Raw genomic sequence first — 16,929 nt, forward strand, 5'->3', positions numbered from 1 at the left:
CGAGTTGTCCCGCCCCTTCCCCGACACGCATGACGCGCACAGCCACCCGGCCCTGCACCCCTGGCTCCTCCCGGTTGAAGCGTTTCTGGGAGTCTGGCGCGGCAAGGGGCGGGGCGCGTACCCCACACTCACCGAAGGGTTCGCGTACGAGCAGGAGATCACTGTCTCCCACGACGGACGGCCGTTCCTCCACTACGAGGCACACGCCTGGCTGATCGACGAGGACGGTGCCCCCCTGCGTCCGTCCGGCCGGGAGACCGGATGGATCCGAGTGGCCCCCGACGGCTATCTGGAGGCCTTGCTCAGCCATCCGACCGGAATCTCCGAGATCTACACGGGACAGGTCTCGCGCACGGTCATCGAGATGGCCACCACCGAGGTGATCCGTACCCCGCTTGCGAAAGAGGTCACATCGGGCCGCCGCCGGTATGCCCTGGACGATGGATGCCTGTCGTACGAGCACGACATCGCGGCCGTGGGCCAGCCCCTGACCCCGCATCTCTCGGCACGGCTGGGCCCAGGAAAACCACGTGCGTGATACGGGTGCGCCTCCCTCCGCGCAGGTGCGGTGGTGGTGCAACAGGACGCCGGTCGACAAGGACGGCTGGGCACTACTCAGCGAAGCGGAGCGGTCGCGCGCCGACCGTTTCCGCTTCCCCCGCGACCGCACCAGGTTCATCGTGGCCCGGGCGACCGCGAAGCGGATCATCGGCGCAACGCTCGGCGTGGCGCCCAGGACCGTCGAACTGGGGCGCAACCCGTGCCCGGGCTGCGGTAGCCCCGAGCACGGCCCGCCTGCCGTCCGCAATCCGGACAGCCATCTCGAGATCAGTCTCTCGCATAGCGAGGGCTACTCGGCGATCGCCCTATCGACGCACGGAAGCGTCGGCCTGGACATCGAGTACCACCGCGACATGGATATCGATCTGCTGTCCTCCGCGACCCTGTCTTCCGCGGAGCGTGCGTACGTCGCAGAGCAGGGCGGAGTCGAGGCGTTCCTGCGGTGCTGGACCCGCAAGGAGGCCGTGCTGAAGGCAGCCGGCGTGGGCGTGCAGGGCGACCTGGCCGAGATCGACGTGCACCCCCACATCAAAAATGAAGCGGTGGCGGTGCGCCATACAGTGGGCGGGGTCGTCCGCGAATGGGCGGTCCAAGACATCTCCGTGCACGAGGGCCTCGTCGCGGCCATCGCCACCCCCGCCACCCGGCGCTAGAACCGTCACGCCCCGTACTGGCGTGGCCCGACCACCGAATCGCCGCGCGTCGTCATGCCAGGGGGCTCACACTGCGACGAGGCGGACCCGGTCACCACACAGCTTGGCCATGTCGTCGACATCCGACGTCAGCATGACAAGCGGACGCTGCTGCCGCAGCGCTGCCTCGGCCACGGCGGCGTCGATCGCGTACTTGTGACCGTGCAGCCCAGCCCCCATCAATAGCGCCGAGGCAGCCTTCGCCTCCTCATCCCCCACCGGCACAGCGCGCAGGCCAGAGAGCACCCAGCCCAGCCGCGCCTTGTTCGTACGGGCATGCACGGCTTCGATGATGGTGAGCGCACTGATCACCACCTCGATGCCACGGGACCGCGCCTCCGCGACCAAGGCCACCACGGTCTCGTCATCGCTGAGCAGCTTGGAGAACCCCTCGCTGTCCAGGACCAGCGTTCCCTCGTGGCTCAGCTTGCGGCGGGCCACTGGTCCTCCTCAGCGAACACCTCGTCGAACACCTGACGCGCACGCTGCCGCGCCTGCTCGGAGATCGATCCCTTACGGCTCTCATAGTCGGCCAAGTACTCGTCCAGCACCTGGCCACGCAACTCCCGCTCGACGGCAGCAGCGATGAACGCGGAAAACTCACGCTTGCCGACCCGGGCGCGGATCGCCTCAGCGGTCCCCTCGGGCAGAGAGAGGCTGACCCGGATCGCCGGCCCCTCACCAATGCTGTACGTCGTCTCGGACATATCCGCACTGTATCAAACGAGTAGGAAACCCGGCCCGCATCGCTCACCCCTCCCGCACTCCGGAAGGCCCAGGGGAGCCACGGGGGGAGACAGGCCACCCTCGCCCCTGTCGGCTCAAGAGATGCGAGTCGGCCGGTGGGCACATCGCGCCCACCGATGGGCACAAAAAATGCCCCCTGAAACCGCGTTTCCGCTGGTCAGAGGGCATTTACGGGTGGAGCCTAGGAGATTCGAACTCCTGACATCTGCCTTGCAAAGGCAGCGCTCTACCAACTGAGCTAAGGCCCCGAAACGGGTGGAGGCGGCCGGTCCGCACCGCACCGTGGCCACCGCCGCAGAACAGAGTACCGGGTGTCCCCCCCGATCCTGCAAAAGGATTGGGACTCCCGGTCCGCGACCACTCTCCGTAAGATGCTCGGCGAGGTTCGCAGCAGCGAAGGGGAGACGCAATGGACGCAGCGCAGCAGGAGTCGACGGCCAGAGCCAGAGAGCTTCAGCGCAGTTGGTACGGGGAGCCGCTGGGGGCGCTCTTCCGTCGGCTGATCGACGATCTGGGGCTGAATCAGGCCAGACTCGCCGCGGTGCTCGGCCTGTCCGCGCCCATGCTCTCCCAGCTGATGAGCGGCCAGCGCGCGAAGATCGGCAACCCGGCCGTGGTGCAGCGCGTCCAGGCGCTGCAGGACCTGGCCGGGCAGGTGGCCGACGGCAGCGTCAGCGCCGCCGAGGCCACCGACCGGATGGAAGAGATCAAGAAGTCCCAGGGCGGCTCCGTGCTCAACAACACCAGCCAGACCACGGCCAGTTCCGGAGCGCCGACCGTGCGGCGCGTGGTGCGCGAGATCCAGTCACTGCTGCGTTCCGTGGCGGCGGCCGGCGACATCATGGACGCGGCGGACACGCTCGCCCCGACGCACCCCGAACTGGCGGAGTTCCTGCGGGTGTACGGAGCCGGGCGCACCGCGGACGCGGTCGCCCACTACGAGGCGCACCAGAGCTGACGCACGCGGACCGGGGAGCGGACACAGCGCATGGGTGAGGTCTTCGCCGGGCGGTACGAGCTGGTCGACCCGATCGGCCGCGGCGGCGTCGGGGCGGTCTGGCGGGCCTGGGACCACCGGCGCCGCCGGTACGTCGCGGCCAAGGTGCTCCAGCAGAGCGACGCGCACACGCTGCTGCGGTTCGTACGCGAGCAGGCCGTGCGGATCGACCACCCCCACGTCCTCGCCCCGGCCAGCTGGGCCGCGGACGACGACAAGGTGCTGTTCACCATGGACCTGGTGAGCGGCGGCTCGCTGGCTCACCTGATCGGCGACTACGGCCCGCTGCCTCCCCGCTTCGTGTGCGTCCTCCTCGACCAGCTCCTCGCCGGTCTGACCGCCGTCCACGCGGAGGGCGTCGTGCACCGCGACATCAAGCCGGCCAACGTCCTGCTGGAGGCCACCGGCACCGGCAGGCCGCACCTGCGGCTGTCGGACTTCGGCATCTCGATGCGCAAGGGCGAGCCCCGGCTCACCGAGACCGACTACGTGGTCGGTACGCCCGGTTATGTCGCGCCCGAGCAGCTGATGGGCGCGGAGCCGGACTTCCCGGCCGACCTGTTCGCGGTGGGCCTGGTCGCCCTGTACCTGGTGCAGGGTCAGAAGCCGGACGCGCAGGCCCTGGTGGAGCACTTCGCCACCTACGGCACACCGGGCGCCCCGCAGGGCATATCGGAACCGCTGTGGCAGGTCGTCGCCGGGATGCTGCAGCCCGATCCGCAGGCCAGGTTCCGTACGGCGACGGGCGCGCGCAAGGCGCTGACAGCCGCCGTCGAGATGCTGCCCGAACCGGGACCCGCCGACGAACCGGTGGAGGTCTTCGACCAGATCGGCCCGCTCCCGCCCGGCTTCGGCCCGGACGGGCCCACCACGACCGCGCCGGGCCTCCTGCGCCACCTGCCTGGCCACCCGCCGGCCCCGGCCCAGCCGCACTCCAAGACCGGCGCACCCGGCCACCCGCAAGACGCCGGCCCGCACTCCCCGTCCGGCCCGCACCCTCACTCCGTACAGCAGCCGTCGCACCCGTCCGAGCCGTCGTCCCCGTCCCGGACCGGGGACTTCCACCTGGCGCCGCCGCCCCCGGCGCAGCCACCGACGCCCCCCGCCTCCGCCCACCCGCCCTCCCCCCTCCCCGGCGCGCAGCGGTATCCCTTCCAGGCGCCCGTTGGCGCGGGGCACCACGAACAGGCCCTCACTCGCCCCTACACGGCTCAGGGCCCGGATGCCGCCACTCCGCAGGCCCCCACGGTCCCGCGCGGCGCCCACGCCCCCGTTCCGGCGCCCCGCAAGCGGCCCGGGCCGCCCACGGCGGTGACGGTCCCGGTGCTGCTGCTGGCGCTGGTCTGCTTCGCGGTGGGCTTCTGGGCGCTGACCCGGATCTGAGCCGTACCGGACGCCACAGGCGGCCCACGGCCGGCCCAAATCCGAGCCGCGCCGCCTTCTACCGGGCGGCCGGCGGCCCGAACCGCGTGGGCGGCGCCCCGCCGCCCCGGCCCGGGCCGAGCGCCGCGCCAGGACCGCCGCCAGGACCGGCGGGCGGTGCCGCCGCCGCGCGCCGCCGGGCGACGAGCGTCCACGCCGCGAGCCCGAGCACCAGCACGCTGCCCGTCCCGATCCCGGCGGCCGCGACCAGCCGCATGGTGCCGCTCTTCGCCTCGGCGGACGCGTTCTGCCCCTTCCTGGCCGCGCTCAGGTCATCGTCGGTGACCTGGAAGTCACCGGCCGGCCCGGTGTAGGCCGGCGCGCCCTTCCCCTTGCCGCCCGTGACGTGCAGCCGCAGCGAAAGCCCGAGCGCCTGCGGACCGAACTCCTCCGCCACCTCCGGGCTCAGACTGACCCTCAGGTAGTACCAGCCGGCGAACCGCATGCCGTTGACGGGATCGGAGGAGGCGAAGCGGTTCTCGTACGCCACCGGAGGCAGCGGATCCAGCTCCGTCGACTTCTGCCGGCCGTCGTACGACACGGCGCGCGCGCTGTCGACCAGCCCCCGTGCCGGGTTGTGGAGCGACATGGTCAGCGCGTTGGACACGTGACCCTGGCCCGTCGTGCTCCCGAGGTCCGCACTGGCGAAGAGCTGCTGCCCCCAGTCGACGGGCACCTTGTAGAACAGCGTCTCGCCGGGCCTGATCCCGTCCCGCCACTCGCCCTGCTCCAGTCCGGTCGCACTGTAGAAGCTCGTCCCGCCCCTGCGGTCCCGTACCCCGCCCCCGGGCGGCGCGGGAGAGCCGCTGGGCCAGTCCTCCGGCGCCTCGCTCGCGCCTCCCGCCCGTACGCCGGGCTCCGTCACATGCCGGATCTCCAGCTCCCAGGGGTCCCGCGACGAGGTGTCGGCGCCGGTGCGCTCGATCAGTACGTAGTACCGGTCCGCCTGCTGGCAGGAGGCGCCCTCCTCGATGGTCCGGTGCGCGTAGGTCCCGATCGGCCGGGGGAACTCCGCAGAGCCGAACCGCGCGGTGCTGCGGGCGCACGAGTCGCCGTCGCGGTCCTGGAGCGTCACCTTGAGCTGGTCGTCGTACGAGACCTCGGTGCCCGGCCGGGGCACGGCCGTCGCCGACACATAGGCGTGGGACGCCGCGTCGAGCTCCAGGCGGTAGAAGTGCCTGCCGCCCGGCCCGATCGAGTCGCGGTACGTCGCGCTCCGCGCCAGCGGGGGCGCGTCGGTGTTGGCCGCCGTCCCCTCGACCTTCCGCGCCGACGGCTCGAAGGCGTACGCACCGGGCTCGTCCGCGGCCTGCGCCTGCGCCGGAAGCGCCGCCACCGCGCACAGCGCTGCCACGACGGCCGGCGCCATCCTGCACCTGCCGCGCTGCCTCATCACGCGCCACCCCCCTGTCGTCTCGGCGGTCCATCCTGCCCCGCAGGCCCCAGCGCTGTCTGCGCCGACCGCTCCCCCGCCCTCCAGCTTTGCTCACGCAAGCTAATGATTTGCTCAGGTGAATTCAAGCAAGGTGCCGTCACGGTCCGGAAACGACCCACCACAACCCGTTCGGCCCCTGGACAGCACAAAGCCCCGACCGCTTCAGCGACCGGGGCCAGTACGGGACCTACTGGGTCTCACACACCCGAACCTGCGGGCACGGAGTCAGTCGCCTCCGTCCACAGATCCTGCTCGGCGCGATCCGCCTGGATCTGGCGGTACACGAGGAGCCCGCCGATGGCGGCCAGTGCGACCAGGAGAAGCTTCTTCACCGCGCGACCTCGTCTTTCCTTGACGTAGGAGACCTTTGGCGCCCGACTATACACACCGACCGATACCGATCGGTGACCTAGATACCCGTGCCCAACTGACGCACGCGACACAGCAGAAGGCACTCCTGTCCAGCCGTCGCGGGAGGCGCGGCCGAAGTCGGCGCCGCACTGCCGGGCCGGACCGGCAGCGCCTCACTGCCGGGCGGGACCGCCACCGGGGCTCGGAGCGGGCTGCGCTGGGTGGCCACCGCCGGAGCCGCGGCGTTCGGCGAGCAGCCGCTTGCGACGGCCTCTGCGGCGGAAGGCGGTGACGAGGACGATGGCGGCACCGACGCTGATCCCGAGCACCGGGAGAAGGAGGGCAAGTATCAGCCAGCCTCCCAACGCGACCAGCCCCCCGGGGTCCCCGATCGCCTACCGGGACGGCCCCTGGGAGGTGCAGGTGACCTGGTAGTCGCCTGCCCGCGGTACGTCGATGGTGTGGAGCGGGTTCCAGGTCTCGTGGCGGGTGAGGAACACGTCGATTCCCGGATCGGTGAGACGGGGGCCGCCCGGACCGGTGATGCCGCACGCCTGGTCGGGCGACGGGCCTCGGTCCCTGATCCAGATCGCCTTCTCGTGTTCCGGATCGAGTCGCAGAGTGACGGTGTCGCCGTCGGCGAACTGGTTGTCCGTGTCCACCGCGTCGATCACCCTGTGGAACCGGTACACACCGATGGCCGTGCCCAGCACGATCAGCACGACAGTGATCGCGGCCGCCGTCGCGTACCAGTGACGGCCGGGCCGAAGTGCGTTCGCCGGTATCCGCGGCGACGGCGAGGGCTGCATCGGCACACCTTAGGTCACCAGTACCGCCCTCCACTCGCCCCACGAGCCGCTGACCGTCCTGAGGTCACGGCACGGCTGAAGGTGGTCCGAGCGCAACGACGGACCCGCTCACCGGCTGAAGTCACCCAGCGATGTCAAAGGCCCCCCGGCATGATCGCCGGGGGGCCTTTTCGCAAGTGGGGCTAACAGGATTTGAACCTGTGGCCTCATCCTTATCAGGGATGCGCTCTAACCAACTGAGCTATAGCCCCGCGCTGCCCCTGAAGATTAGCGCACCTCGGGGGCAGTACCAAAATCGGTTCCGCCGGCTCGCTACTCGTCCTCGGCGAGCGTCAGCTCGACGCCTCCGACGAAGCCGGCCGACAGGTTGTAGATGAACGCGCCGAGCGTCGCCAGCGCCGTGGCCAGCACCACGTCGATCATCGCGATGACCGACGTGAAGATCAGTACGCGCGGCAGCGACAGGAAGGACTGCAGGTCGAAGCCGTTGCTCTCGTTCGAGCCCGTCGCCTCGCTGATCGTCCCGCCCACCGTCGAGAAGACGCCCATCGCGTCCATGACCATCCACAGCACGGCCGCGGCCACCACCGTGCAGATGCCCAGCGCGATGGAGAGCAGGAAGCTGACCTTCATCACCGACCACGGGTCGGCCTTGGCCACCCGCAGCCGCGCCTTGCGCGTGCGCGGCGTCGTACGCGCCCCCGTACGCGGCAGACGCACCGCGGCGACACCGGCCTGCTGCCCGGCCCGCTGCTGGCCGCCCTGTGTCCCGCCCTGGGGCGAGGGGTACGCCTGCGGCGGGTGATACGGCTGGGCTGTCTGGCCCTGGCCCTGCGGCTCACGCTCACCCGGCAGCGGCCCGCTCCCGTACCCGTCGTAACTCTGCGGCTGAGACCCTCGCGTATCCGTCACAGTCCCCCCCTGGGAGTCCGCGGCAGAGCCACGGGCACCGGGTGCTCCAGATTCGGAAGCGGCCGCTCCGGCGCCCGTGGCTCCACTCACGCTTTACTCCTCGTGCTCCCCGGCCGAAGGCGCTGCGCCCTCGGCGGATTCGGCAACCTCGACCGCGTCGCCGTCGACCGCGTCGGTGTCGGCCCCTTCGGGACCCTCGACCTCTTCGGCCTCGCGACCGGCCTCGGCGTTGCGAGCGATACCGACGACGGCATCGCGCTTGCCCAGGTTGATCAGTTGGACGCCCATGGTGTCACGGCCCGTCTCCCTGACTTCGCTGACTCGCGTACGGATCACACCACCGCCGAGCGTGATGGCGAGGATCTCGTCCGTCTCCTCCACCACCAGCGCGCCGACCAGCGAGCCCCGGTCCTCCACGATCTTGGCGGCCTTGATGCCCAGACCACCGCGACCCTGCACCCGGTACTCGTCGACGGGGGTCCGCTTCGCGTACCCGCCGTCGGTGGCGGTGAACACGAACGTACCGGCCCGCACGACATTCATCGAGAGCAGCTCGTCGCCTTCGCGGAAACTCATGCCCTTCACACCCGACGTCGCACGGCCCATCGGACGCAGCGCGTCGTCGGTCGCCGTGAAACGGATCGACTGCGCCTTCCTGCTGACCAGCAGAAGATCGTCCTCCGCCGACACCAGCTCCGCGCCGATCAGCTCGTCGTCGCTGCCGTCCGCGGTCTCCCGCAGATTGATCGCGATGACACCGCCGGAGCGCGGCGAGTCGTAGTCCTTCAGCGACGTCTTCTTCACCAGGCCGCCCTTGGTGGCCAGGATCAGATACGGCGCCGCCTCGTAGTCACGGATCGCGAGGATCTGCGCGATCTGCTCGTCCGGCTGGAACGCGAGCAGGTTCGCGACGTGCTGACCCCGCGCGTCCCGGCCGGCGTCCGGCAGCTCGTACGCCTTCGCCCGGTACACCCGGCCCTTGTTCGTGAAGAACAGCAGCCAGTGGTGCGTCGTCGACACGAAGAAGTGGTCGACGATGTCGTCTTCCTTCAGCTTCGTACCGCGCACGCCCTTGCCGCCGCGCTTCTGCGACCGGTAGTCGTCCGTCTTCGTACGCTTCACATAGCCGCCACGCGTGATCGTGACGACGATGTCCTCCTCGGCGATCAGGTCCTCGATGGACATGTCACCGTCGAAGGGCACCAGCTTCGAGCGCCGGTCGTCACCGAACTTGTCGACGATCGCGGCCAGTTCCTCGCTGATGATCTGACGCTGACGCTGCGGCGAGGCGAGGATCTCGTTGTACTCGTTGATCTTCGCCTGGAGCTCGTCGTGCTCCGCGACGATCTTCTGCCGCTCCAGAGCCGCCAGCCGGCGCAGCTGCATCTCCAGGATCGCGTTCGCCTGGATCTCGTCGATCTCCAGGAGGCCCATCAGGCCCTCACGCGCCACGTCGACCGTCTGGCTGCGCCGGATGAGCGCGATGACCTCGTCGATCGCGTCCAGCGCCTTGAGCAGACCGCGCAGGATGTGCGCCCGCTCCTCCGCCTTGCGCAGACGGAAGCGCGTACGCCGGACGATGACCTCGATCTGGTGCGTCACCCAGTGCCGGATGAAGGCGTCCAGCGACAGGGTGCGCGGCACACCGTCGACCAGCGCCAGCATGTTCGCGCCGAAGTTCGTCTGCAGGTCGGTGTGCTTGTACAGGTTGTTCAGCACGACCTTCGCGACCGCGTCCCGCTTCAGCACGATGACCAGGCGCTGACCCGTACGCGAAGACGTCTCGTCACGGACGTCCGCGATGCCGCCGACCTTGCCGTCCTTCACCAGGTCGGCGATCTTCTGCGCCAGGTTGTCCGGGTTGGTCTGGTACGGAAGCTCCGTGACCACCAGGCACTGACGGTTCTGGATCTCCTCGACCGCCACCACCGCGCGCATCGTGATCGAGCCGCGGCCCGTCCGGTACGCCTCCTCGATGCCCTTGCGGCCCACCACCAGCGCGCCGGTCGGGAAGTCGGGGCCCTTGATGCGCTCCATCAGCGCGTCGAGCAGCTCCTCGTGACCCGCGTCCGGGTTCTCCAGGAACCACTGCGCGCCCGCCGCCACCTCCCGCAGGTTGTGCGGCGGGATGTTCGTGGCCATACCGACCGCGATACCCGCCGAACCGTTGATCAGCAGGTTCGGGAAGCGCGCCGGCAGAACCGTCGGCTCCTGGTTGCGGCCGTCGTAGTTGTCCTGGAAGTCGACGGTCTCCTCGTCGATGTCCCGGACCATCTCCATGGCCAGCGGCATCATCTTGCACTCGGTGTACCGCATCGCCGCGGCCGGGTCGTTGCCCGGAGAACCGAAGTTGCCGTTGGAGTCCACCAGCGGCATGCGCATCGACCAGTGCTGCGCCAGGCGCACCAGGGCGTCGTAGATCGAGGAGTCGCCGTGCGGGTGGTACGTACCCATGACGTCACCGACGACACGGGCGCACTTGTAGAAGCCCTTCTCGGGCCGGTAGCCGCCGTCGTACATCGCGTACAGCACACGGCGGTGAACGGGCTTCAGACCGTCCCGCACGTCGGGCAGCGCACGCGACACGATGACGGACATCGCGTAGTCGAGATACGAGCGCTGCATCTCCGTCTCGAGCCCCACGGGCTCGACACGCATGCCCACACCCTCGACGGGCGGCACCGCTTCGGGCGTCACGGGGACAGGGGTGTTCTCGTCGGCCATTGCTGGTCAAAGTCCTTTCGAGCTGCGGCTGGTGGCGTGCACAGCCGGCTCAGATGTCGAGGAAGCGGACGTCCTTGGCATTGCGCTGGATGAACGAGCGCCGCGCCTCGACGTCCTCGCCCATCAGCACCGAGAACAGGTCGTCGGCCTGCGCCGCGTCGTCCAGGGTGACCTGGCCGAGAACCCGGTGGTCCACGTCCATCGTGGTGATGCGCAGCTCCTCGGCGTTCATCTCACCGAGACCCTTGAAGCGCTGGATCGAGTCGTCCCTGATCCGCTTGCCGTTCTGCTTGCCGAGCTCGACGAGCGCGTCGCGCTCACGGTCCGAGTACGCGTACTCGAAGTCGTCCCGGCCCCACTTGATCTTGAACAGCGGCGGGCGCGACAGGTACACGTGACCCGCCTCGACCAGCGGCCGCATGAAGCGGAACAGGAACGTCAGCAGCAGCGTGTTGATGTGCTGACCGTCGACGTCGGCGTCCGCCATCAGGATGATCTTGTGATAGCGGAGCTTCTCGATGTCGAAGTCCTCGTGCACACCGGTGCCGAAAGCGCTGATCAGCGCCTGGACCTCGGTGTTCTGGAGGATCTTGTCGATACGGGCCTTCTCGACGTTCAGGATCTTGCCGCGGATGGGCAGGATCGCCTGGTACATCGGATTGCGCCCGGACTTCGCCGAACCGCCGGCGGAGTCACCCTCGACGATGAAGATCTCGCACTTCGTCGGGTCGTTCGACTGGCAGTCGGACAGCTTGCCCGGCAGCGAGGCGCTCTCCAGCAGACCCTTGCGACGGGTCAGATCACGCGCCTTGCGGGCGGCGACACGGGCGGTGGCCGCCTGGATCGACTTGCGGACGATGTCCGCCGCCTCGTTCGGATTGCGGTCGAACCAGTCGTTCAGGTGCTCGTGCACGACCTTCTGCACGAAGGTCTTCGCCTCCGTGTTGCCCAGCTTGGTCTTCGTCTGGCCCTCGAACTGCGGCTCGCCCAGCTTCACCGAGATGATCGCCGTCAGACCCTCGCGGATGTCCTCGCCCGCGAGGTTGTCGTCCTTCTCGCGCAGCAGCTTCTTGTCCCGCGCGTACCGGTTGACCAGGCCCGTCAGCGCCGCACGGAAGCCCTCCTCGTGCGTACCGCCCTCGTGCGTGTGGATCGTGTTCGCGAACGAGTAGACACCCTCGGTGTACTGCGAGTTCCACTGCATCGCGATCTCGACCGAGAGCATCCGCTCCTTGTCCTCGGCCTCGACGTCGATCACCGTCGGGTGGATCAGCTCACCCTTGCGCGAGTTGAGGTACTTCACGAAGTCGACGATGCCGCCCTCGTAGTGGTACTTCACCGTCCGCGCCGGCTGCTCGTCCGCCGCCTCGGCGTCCGGGTCGTCGGCGTTCATCGTCGCCTTGGCCGACTCGCGCTCGTCCGTCAGCGTCAGCGTCAGGCCCTTGTTGAGGAAGGCCATCTCCTGGAAGCGGCGCGCGAGCGTCTCGAAGGAGTAGTCGGTCGTCTCGAAGACGTCCGGGTCCGCCCAGAACGTCACGGTCGTACCGGAGTCCTCGACCTGCTCGTGCTTGGCGAGCGGGGCCGTGGGCACACCGAGCTTGTACTCCTGCGTCCAGCGGAAACCGTCCCGCTTGATGTCCACCGCGAGCCGCGTGGACAGCGCGTTGACCACGGACACGCCCACACCGTGCAGACCGCCGGACACGGCGTAACCGCCGCCGCCGAACTTGCCGCCCGCGTGCAGGACCGTCAGCACGACCTCCACGGCCGGCTTCTTCTCGACGGGGTGCATGTCCACCGGGATTCCGCGGCCGTTGTCCACGACGCGCACCCCGCCGTCGGCCAGGATCGTGACGTCGATCGTGTCCGCGTGACCGGCGAGGGCCTCGTCGACGGAGTTGTCGACGACCTCTTGCACCAGGTGATGAAGTCCACGCTCACCGGTCGAGCCGATGTACATGCCGGGGCGCTTGCGGACCGCGTCCAGACCCTCGAGGACGGTAATCGCGCTGGCGTCGTACGACGAGGAGCCCTGCGGTGCGGCCTCGCCGTTCTCACCGGCATCAGTGGACGGAATGTTCTCGTTGGGGTCGCCGGAATCGGCCACGAAGCGCCCTTTCTGGCACAGCACGAGCCGAGACCGCGACATACGGGACCGGCTGCGTCGTTCTGTATAAGTCGACGTGTCCCGCACGCGGGCGGGATTGTCCACCAGTCTACCGGTAGCGCAGACACTCATGGGGGTTTGCCGGTACCTGAGTCCCCATGTGCCGTCCTGAACCAGCGCCGCCCGACTCCCCATATCCGGGAAGGGGCTCCAAGAGGCTCACACGGGCATTCAGCGCTTCCAGCTGTCAAGGACCCATCACCGTGAGGGACACCTCACGCGCCCGCCCGTTACTCAGCCGTAGGTATCCCCGGGACCCGTACTCCCCGGCGCCCGCAGCGCACCGAAACGACGCGGCGGACCACCCGGCCCCCAGATCTTGATCATCCGCACCGTGTCCCGGCCCAGATCCGCGTTCAGCCGCTTCAGCAGCTCCCGCTGCATCAACCGCAACTGCGTCGCCCACGCCGTCGAATCGCACTGCACCGTGAGGACCCGCTCGTCCTCGTCGTAACGCTGCGGCACACAGTGCTTCGCCAGATCCCCGCCGACGATCTCCGGCCACCGGCCCATCACGCCGCCGACCGCCATCGGCATCTCCCAGCCGCGCTCGGTCTTCAACCGGTCCAGCGCCGCCCCCAACGCCAGCGGATCACGACCGTCCGCCCCCGAACCCGACCGCAGCCCACCACCGCGCCGCGCCTGCGTCCGCTGCTGCGCCGCCGCACCCCGCGCCCGCGCCTGCTCCTTCGCCGCACGCAGCGCCACCCGCGCCAGATCCACCCCCGTCGACGAGGGCGCCTGAGGCGCACCCCCCTGCACCGGCACCTTCAGCGGCTCCTGCGGCGACTCCCCACTCATCCCACCAGCCCCGCCAATCCCACTCAACCCGCTCATACCCGCGCCACCTCGCCGCCGGACACCACGTACCGCGCACCCGACAGCACCCCCGGCACGTCGTCGTCCACCGCAGCCGTCACCAGCACCTGCTCACCCGGCGCCACCAGCTCCGCCAGCCGCTCCCGCCGCCGCGCGTCCAGCTCCGCGAACACGTCGTCGAGCACCAGCACCGGCTCATTGCCCTCCGCGCGCAACAGGTCGTACGAAGCAAGCCGCAGCGACAGCGCGTACGACCACGACTCGCCATGACTCGCGTAACCCTTCGCCGGCAGCTCCCCCAGCTTCAGCACGAGATCGTCCCGATGCGGACCCGCCAACGTCACCCCCCGCTCGATCTCCTGCTTGCGCGCATCCGCGAGCGCCGCCAGCAACTGCCCGTACAACTCCTCGCGCGACTGCGCCCCGGCGACGCCCTCACCGGCCGAGCTCCGGTACTCCAACGACACCGGACCCCCGCCCGGCGCCAGCTGCTCGTACGCCTTGTCCGTCATCGGCCGCAGCGTCGCGATCAGATCCAGCCGCTGCGCCAGCAGCTCCGCACCGACCTGCGCCAGATGCTGGTCCCACACGTCCAGCGTCGACATGTCCATCGACCGCCCACCGTGCCGCCGCGCCATCGCCGCCGACTTCAGCAACGTGTTCCGCTGCTTCAGCACCCGCTCGTAGTCCGACCGCACCCCCGCCATCCGCGGCGACCGCGCCGTCACGAGCTCGTCGAGGAACCGCCGCCGCTCACCCGGATCACCCTTCACCAGGGCCAGATCCTCCGGCGCGAACAGCACCGTCCGTACGATCCCCAGCACATCACGCGGCCTGACCTGCGACGACCTGTTGACACGCGCCCGGTTCGCCCGGCCCGGATTCAGCTCCAGCTCCACCAGCTGCTGCCGCTCGCCCTGCGTCACCGCGGCCCGGATCACCGCCCGCTCCGCGCCCATGCGCACCAGCGGAGCGTCCGAGGCCACCCGGTGACTGCCGAGCGTCGCCAGATAGCCGACCGCCTCGACGAGATTCGTCTTGCCCTGCCCGTTCTGTCCCACAAATACGGAAACGCCCGGATCGAGAGGGACCTCGACCCGGGCGTACGAGCGGAAGTCGGCCAGCGACAGATGCGTGACGTGCATGGCGTGCGCCGACCTTCTCCCAGCTCTGAACTACTTCTTCGTCGACTCGACCGCGTGACCACCGAACTGGTTGCGCAGGGCAGCGATCATCTTCATCTGCGGAGAGTCGTCCTGGCGCGACGCGAATCGCGCGAACAGCGACGCCGTGATCGCGGGCAGCGGCACCGCGTTGTCGATCGCGGCCTCGACCGTCCAGCGGCCCTCACCCGAGTCGGCGGCGAACCCCCGCAGGTTCTCCAGGTGCTCGTCGTCGTCCAGCGCGTTGACGGCCAGGTCCAGCAGCCAGGAACGGATGACCGTACCCTCCTGCCACGACCGGAAGACCTCGCGCACGTCCGTGACGGAGTCGACCTTCTCCAGCAGCTCCCAGCCCTCGGCGTACGCCTGCATCATGGCGTACTCGATGCCGTTGTGAACCATCTTCGCGAAGTGACCGGCGCCCACCTTGCCCGCGTGCACCGAACCGAAGTCGCCCTCGGGCTTCAGCGCGTCGAAGACCGGCTGGACCTTCGCGACGTTCTCCGCGTCGCCGCCGTACATCAGCGCGTAGCCGTTCTCCAGGCCCCAGACACCACCGGAGACACCGCAGTCGACGAAGCCGATGCCCTTGAGGCCCAGCTCCACCGCGTGCTTCTCGTCGTCCGTCCAGCGCGAGTTCCCGCCGTCCACGACCACGTCGCCCGGCTCCAGCAGCTCGGCCAGCTCGTCGATCGTCGACTGGGTCGCGGCACCGGCCGGAACCATCACCCACACCACCCGCGGGCCCTTGAGCTTGGCCACAAGCTCCTCGAGGCTGTGGACATCGGCGACGTCCGGGTTGCGGTCGTAACCGATGACGGTGTGGCCTGCGCGGCGGATGCGCTCACGCATGTTGCCGCCCATTTTGCCGAGGCCGACGAGACCGAGCTCCATCAGAGATTCCTTAAGCGTCGTGGCGATTCGTACCCGCGACCGAGCCTACGCCCGGCCGGCACAGGCATCAGCCCGAGAGCCGCACCGGCATGATCAGGTACTTGTACGCCTCGTCCGCCTCGGCATCCACCGCGGGCCTGCCGCTCAGCAGCGCCGGCTTCGTCGACGTCGTGAACGACAGCTGGGCCACCGGCGAGTCGATCGCGCTCAGACCGTCGAGCAGGAAGGTCGGGTTGAAGGCGATCGAGATGTCGTCGCCCTCCAGGTTCGCGTCGACCCGCTCCACAGCCTGTGCGTCGTCGCTGGAACCCGCCTCCAGGATCAGCACGCCCTGCTCGAAGCTGAGGCGTACCGGGGTGTTCCGCTCGGCCACCAGCGCCACACGCTTGACGGCCTCGACGAACGGCGCGGTCTCGATGACGGCGATCGAGTTGAACTCGGTCGGGAAGAGCGTCCGGTACTTCGGCAGGTCGCCCTCGAGCAGACGGGTCGTCGTACGCCGGCCCGCGCCCTCGAAACCGATCAGACCCTCGCCCGCACCGGAGCTCGACAGCGCCAGCGTGACCGTGTCACCGCTGGTCAGCGACTTGGCGGTGTCCAGCAGCGTCTTCGCGGGCACCAGCGCCACGGCCGACGCCTCCGGGTCCTCCGGCTTCCACATGAACTCGCGCACCGCGAAGCGGTAGCGGTCGGTGGAGGCCAGGGTGACGGTGTCGCCCTCGATCTCGATGCGGACACCCGTCAGCACCGGCAGCGTGTCGTCGCGGCCCGCCGCGATGGCGACCTGCGCGGCGGCGGAGGCGAAGACCTCACCCGGGACCGTGCCGGTCGCGGTCGGCATCTGCGGCAGCGCCGGGTACTCCTCCACAGGAAGCGTGTGGAGTGTGAACCGCGAGGAGCCGCAGACCACGGTGGCCCGTACACCGTCTGTGGAAATCTCCACCGGACGGTTCGGAAGGGCGCGGCAGATGTCGGCGAGAAGCCGGCCGGAGACGAGGACGGTGCCGTCCTCCTCCACGTCCGCCTCGACCGAGACCCGCGCCGACACCTCGTAGTCGAAGCCGGAGAGGCTCAGCGCGCCGTCCTCCGCCTTCAGAAGAAGGCCCGCGAGGACGGGCACCGGCGGACGGGCCGGAAGGCTGCGAGCCGTCCAGGCCACCGCCTCCGCGAGTACATCGCGCTCAACCCGGATCTTCACCGGAACCGCCTCCTGCTTGTTGCTGGCTCGCCCTGCTG

General features: G+C 69.5%; 16 protein-coding genes and 2 tRNA genes. 4 read left to right on the plus strand and 14 right to left on the minus strand.

Annotated features, from left to right (window positions below):
* Window positions 1-4 precede the first annotated feature (4 nt).
* Together AC07FK_RS22385 and AC07FK_RS22390 are read left to right on the plus strand one after the other, a co-directional pair.
* On the plus strand, window positions 5-538 hold the full coding sequence (locus tag AC07FK_RS22385; protein ID WP_479106695.1) for a heme-binding beta-barrel domain-containing protein: 534 nt from the start codon (window positions 5-7) through the stop codon (window positions 536-538).
* Window positions 531-1,214 carry a 4'-phosphopantetheinyl transferase family protein gene (locus tag AC07FK_RS22390; RefSeq protein WP_479106696.1) on the plus strand — a complete coding sequence of 228 codons (684 nt, stop codon included), beginning with the start codon at window positions 531-533 and terminating at the stop codon, window positions 1,212-1,214. The genes AC07FK_RS22385 and AC07FK_RS22390 overlap by 8 nt, the downstream gene beginning before the upstream one ends.
* Before the next feature lie 66 nt (window positions 1,215-1,280).
* Here AC07FK_RS22390 and AC07FK_RS22395 read toward each other — a convergent pair whose 3' ends face one another.
* From AC07FK_RS22395 to AC07FK_RS22405, 3 genes are all read right to left on the minus strand, one after another.
* Window positions 1,281-1,694: a DNA-binding protein gene (locus AC07FK_RS22395; protein ID WP_479106697.1), complete on the minus strand. Its 414-nt coding sequence runs from the start codon at window positions 1,692-1,694 to the stop codon at window positions 1,281-1,283.
* Entirely contained in the window at window positions 1,676-1,960 is a 285-nt protein-coding gene (locus tag AC07FK_RS22400) for a hypothetical protein (RefSeq protein WP_479106698.1), read from the minus strand. Before AC07FK_RS22400 ends, AC07FK_RS22395 begins: the two co-directional genes overlap by 19 nt.
* Window positions 1,961-2,175: 215 nt before the next feature.
* Window positions 2,176-2,248 (minus strand) — tRNA-Ala (locus AC07FK_RS22405).
* Between the two features lie 161 nt (window positions 2,249-2,409).
* On the opposite strand from AC07FK_RS22405, the gene AC07FK_RS22410 reads away from it, so the two are divergent.
* Entirely contained in the window at window positions 2,410-2,958 is a 549-nt protein-coding gene (locus tag AC07FK_RS22410) for a helix-turn-helix domain-containing protein (protein WP_453401872.1), read from the plus strand.
* 30 nt (window positions 2,959-2,988) lie between these two features.
* The gene (locus AC07FK_RS22415) at window positions 2,989-4,380 is read left to right on the plus strand and encodes a serine/threonine-protein kinase (RefSeq protein WP_479106699.1); all 1,392 of its coding nucleotides are present in this window, start codon (window positions 2,989-2,991) and stop codon (window positions 4,378-4,380) included.
* 58 nt (window positions 4,381-4,438) lie between these two features.
* Here AC07FK_RS22415 and AC07FK_RS22420 read toward each other — a convergent pair whose 3' ends face one another.
* The 11 genes from AC07FK_RS22420 to dnaN all read right to left on the minus strand — a co-directional run bounded on the left by AC07FK_RS22420 (window position 4,439) and on the right by dnaN (window position 16,891).
* Window positions 4,439-5,788 (minus strand): hypothetical protein, encoded by a 1,350-nt coding sequence (locus tag AC07FK_RS22420; RefSeq protein ID WP_479106700.1) that lies wholly within the window; start codon window positions 5,786-5,788, stop codon window positions 4,439-4,441.
* Window positions 5,789-6,051: 263 nt separating this feature from the next.
* On the minus strand, window positions 6,052-6,186 hold the full coding sequence (locus AC07FK_RS22425; protein WP_003958712.1) for a DLW-39 family protein: 135 nt from the start codon (window positions 6,184-6,186) through the stop codon (window positions 6,052-6,054).
* A gap of 414 nt (window positions 6,187-6,600) precedes the next feature.
* On the minus strand, window positions 6,601-7,014 hold the full coding sequence (locus AC07FK_RS22430; protein ID WP_479106702.1) for a hypothetical protein: 414 nt from the start codon (window positions 7,012-7,014) through the stop codon (window positions 6,601-6,603).
* A 177-nt stretch (window positions 7,015-7,191) separates the two neighbouring features.
* Window positions 7,192-7,265: transfer RNA gene (locus tag AC07FK_RS22435), tRNA-Ile, on the minus strand.
* 61 nt (window positions 7,266-7,326) lie between these two features.
* The gene (locus AC07FK_RS22440; protein ID WP_479106704.1) at window positions 7,327-7,926 is read right to left on the minus strand and encodes a DUF3566 domain-containing protein; all 600 of its coding nucleotides are present in this window, start codon (window positions 7,924-7,926) and stop codon (window positions 7,327-7,329) included.
* A 93-nt stretch (window positions 7,927-8,019) separates the two neighbouring features.
* The gene (gene gyrA, locus AC07FK_RS22445; RefSeq protein ID WP_479106705.1) at window positions 8,020-10,650 is read right to left on the minus strand and encodes a DNA gyrase subunit A; all 2,631 of its coding nucleotides are present in this window, start codon (window positions 10,648-10,650) and stop codon (window positions 8,020-8,022) included.
* 49 nt (window positions 10,651-10,699) lie between these two features.
* Window positions 10,700-12,781, minus strand: coding sequence for a DNA topoisomerase (ATP-hydrolyzing) subunit B (gene gyrB, locus AC07FK_RS22450; protein ID WP_479106793.1), 2,082 nt, complete (start codon window positions 12,779-12,781; stop codon window positions 10,700-10,702).
* A gap of 270 nt (window positions 12,782-13,051) precedes the next feature.
* Window positions 13,052-13,618: a DciA family protein gene (locus tag AC07FK_RS22455; protein ID WP_479106706.1), complete on the minus strand. Its 567-nt coding sequence runs from the start codon at window positions 13,616-13,618 to the stop codon at window positions 13,052-13,054.
* Window positions 13,619-13,650: 32 nt separating this feature from the next.
* Window positions 13,651-14,781 carry a DNA replication/repair protein RecF gene (recF, locus tag AC07FK_RS22460; RefSeq protein WP_479106707.1) on the minus strand — a complete coding sequence of 377 codons (1,131 nt, stop codon included), beginning with the start codon at window positions 14,779-14,781 and terminating at the stop codon, window positions 13,651-13,653.
* Between the two features lie 30 nt (window positions 14,782-14,811).
* Window positions 14,812-15,693 carry a phosphogluconate dehydrogenase (NAD(+)-dependent, decarboxylating) gene (gnd, locus tag AC07FK_RS22465; RefSeq protein WP_479106708.1) on the minus strand — a complete coding sequence of 294 codons (882 nt, stop codon included), beginning with the start codon at window positions 15,691-15,693 and terminating at the stop codon, window positions 14,812-14,814.
* 67 nt (window positions 15,694-15,760) lie between these two features.
* Complete coding sequence (gene dnaN, locus AC07FK_RS22470) at window positions 15,761-16,891, minus strand: DNA polymerase III subunit beta (RefSeq protein ID WP_138903654.1); 1,131 nt, start codon at window positions 16,889-16,891, stop codon at window positions 15,761-15,763.
* Window positions 16,892-16,929: the final 38 nt, after the last annotated feature.

Source organism: Streptomyces sp. NPDC046122, from assembly GCF_056429965.1.

Excerpts from the sequence above, each read along its gene's own strand:
- recF (WP_479106707.1), bottom strand. The coding sequence starts at position 14,781 with ATGCACGTCACGCATCTGTCGCTGGCCGACTTCCGCTCGTACGCCCGG.
- AC07FK_RS22410 (WP_453401872.1), top strand. The coding sequence starts at position 2,410 with ATGGACGCAGCGCAGCAGGAGTCGACGGCCAGAGCCAGAGAGCTTCAG.
- AC07FK_RS22430 (WP_479106702.1), bottom strand. The coding sequence starts at position 7,014 with ATGCAGCCCTCGCCGTCGCCGCGGATACCGGCGAACGCACTTCGGCCC.
- AC07FK_RS22455 (WP_479106706.1), bottom strand. The coding sequence starts at position 13,618 with ATGAGTGGGGAGTCGCCGCAGGAGCCGCTGAAGGTGCCGGTGCAGGGG.
- AC07FK_RS22400 (WP_479106698.1), bottom strand. The coding sequence starts at position 1,960 with ATGTCCGAGACGACGTACAGCATTGGTGAGGGGCCGGCGATCCGGGTC.
- gyrA (WP_479106705.1), bottom strand. The coding sequence starts at position 10,650 with ATGGCCGACGAGAACACCCCTGTCCCCGTGACGCCCGAAGCGGTGCCG.
- AC07FK_RS22415 (WP_479106699.1), top strand. The coding sequence starts at position 2,989 with ATGGGTGAGGTCTTCGCCGGGCGGTACGAGCTGGTCGACCCGATCGGC.
- AC07FK_RS22420 (WP_479106700.1), bottom strand. The coding sequence starts at position 5,788 with ATGGCGCCGGCCGTCGTGGCAGCGCTGTGCGCGGTGGCGGCGCTTCCG.
- gnd (WP_479106708.1), bottom strand. The coding sequence starts at position 15,693 with ATGGAGCTCGGTCTCGTCGGCCTCGGCAAAATGGGCGGCAACATGCGT.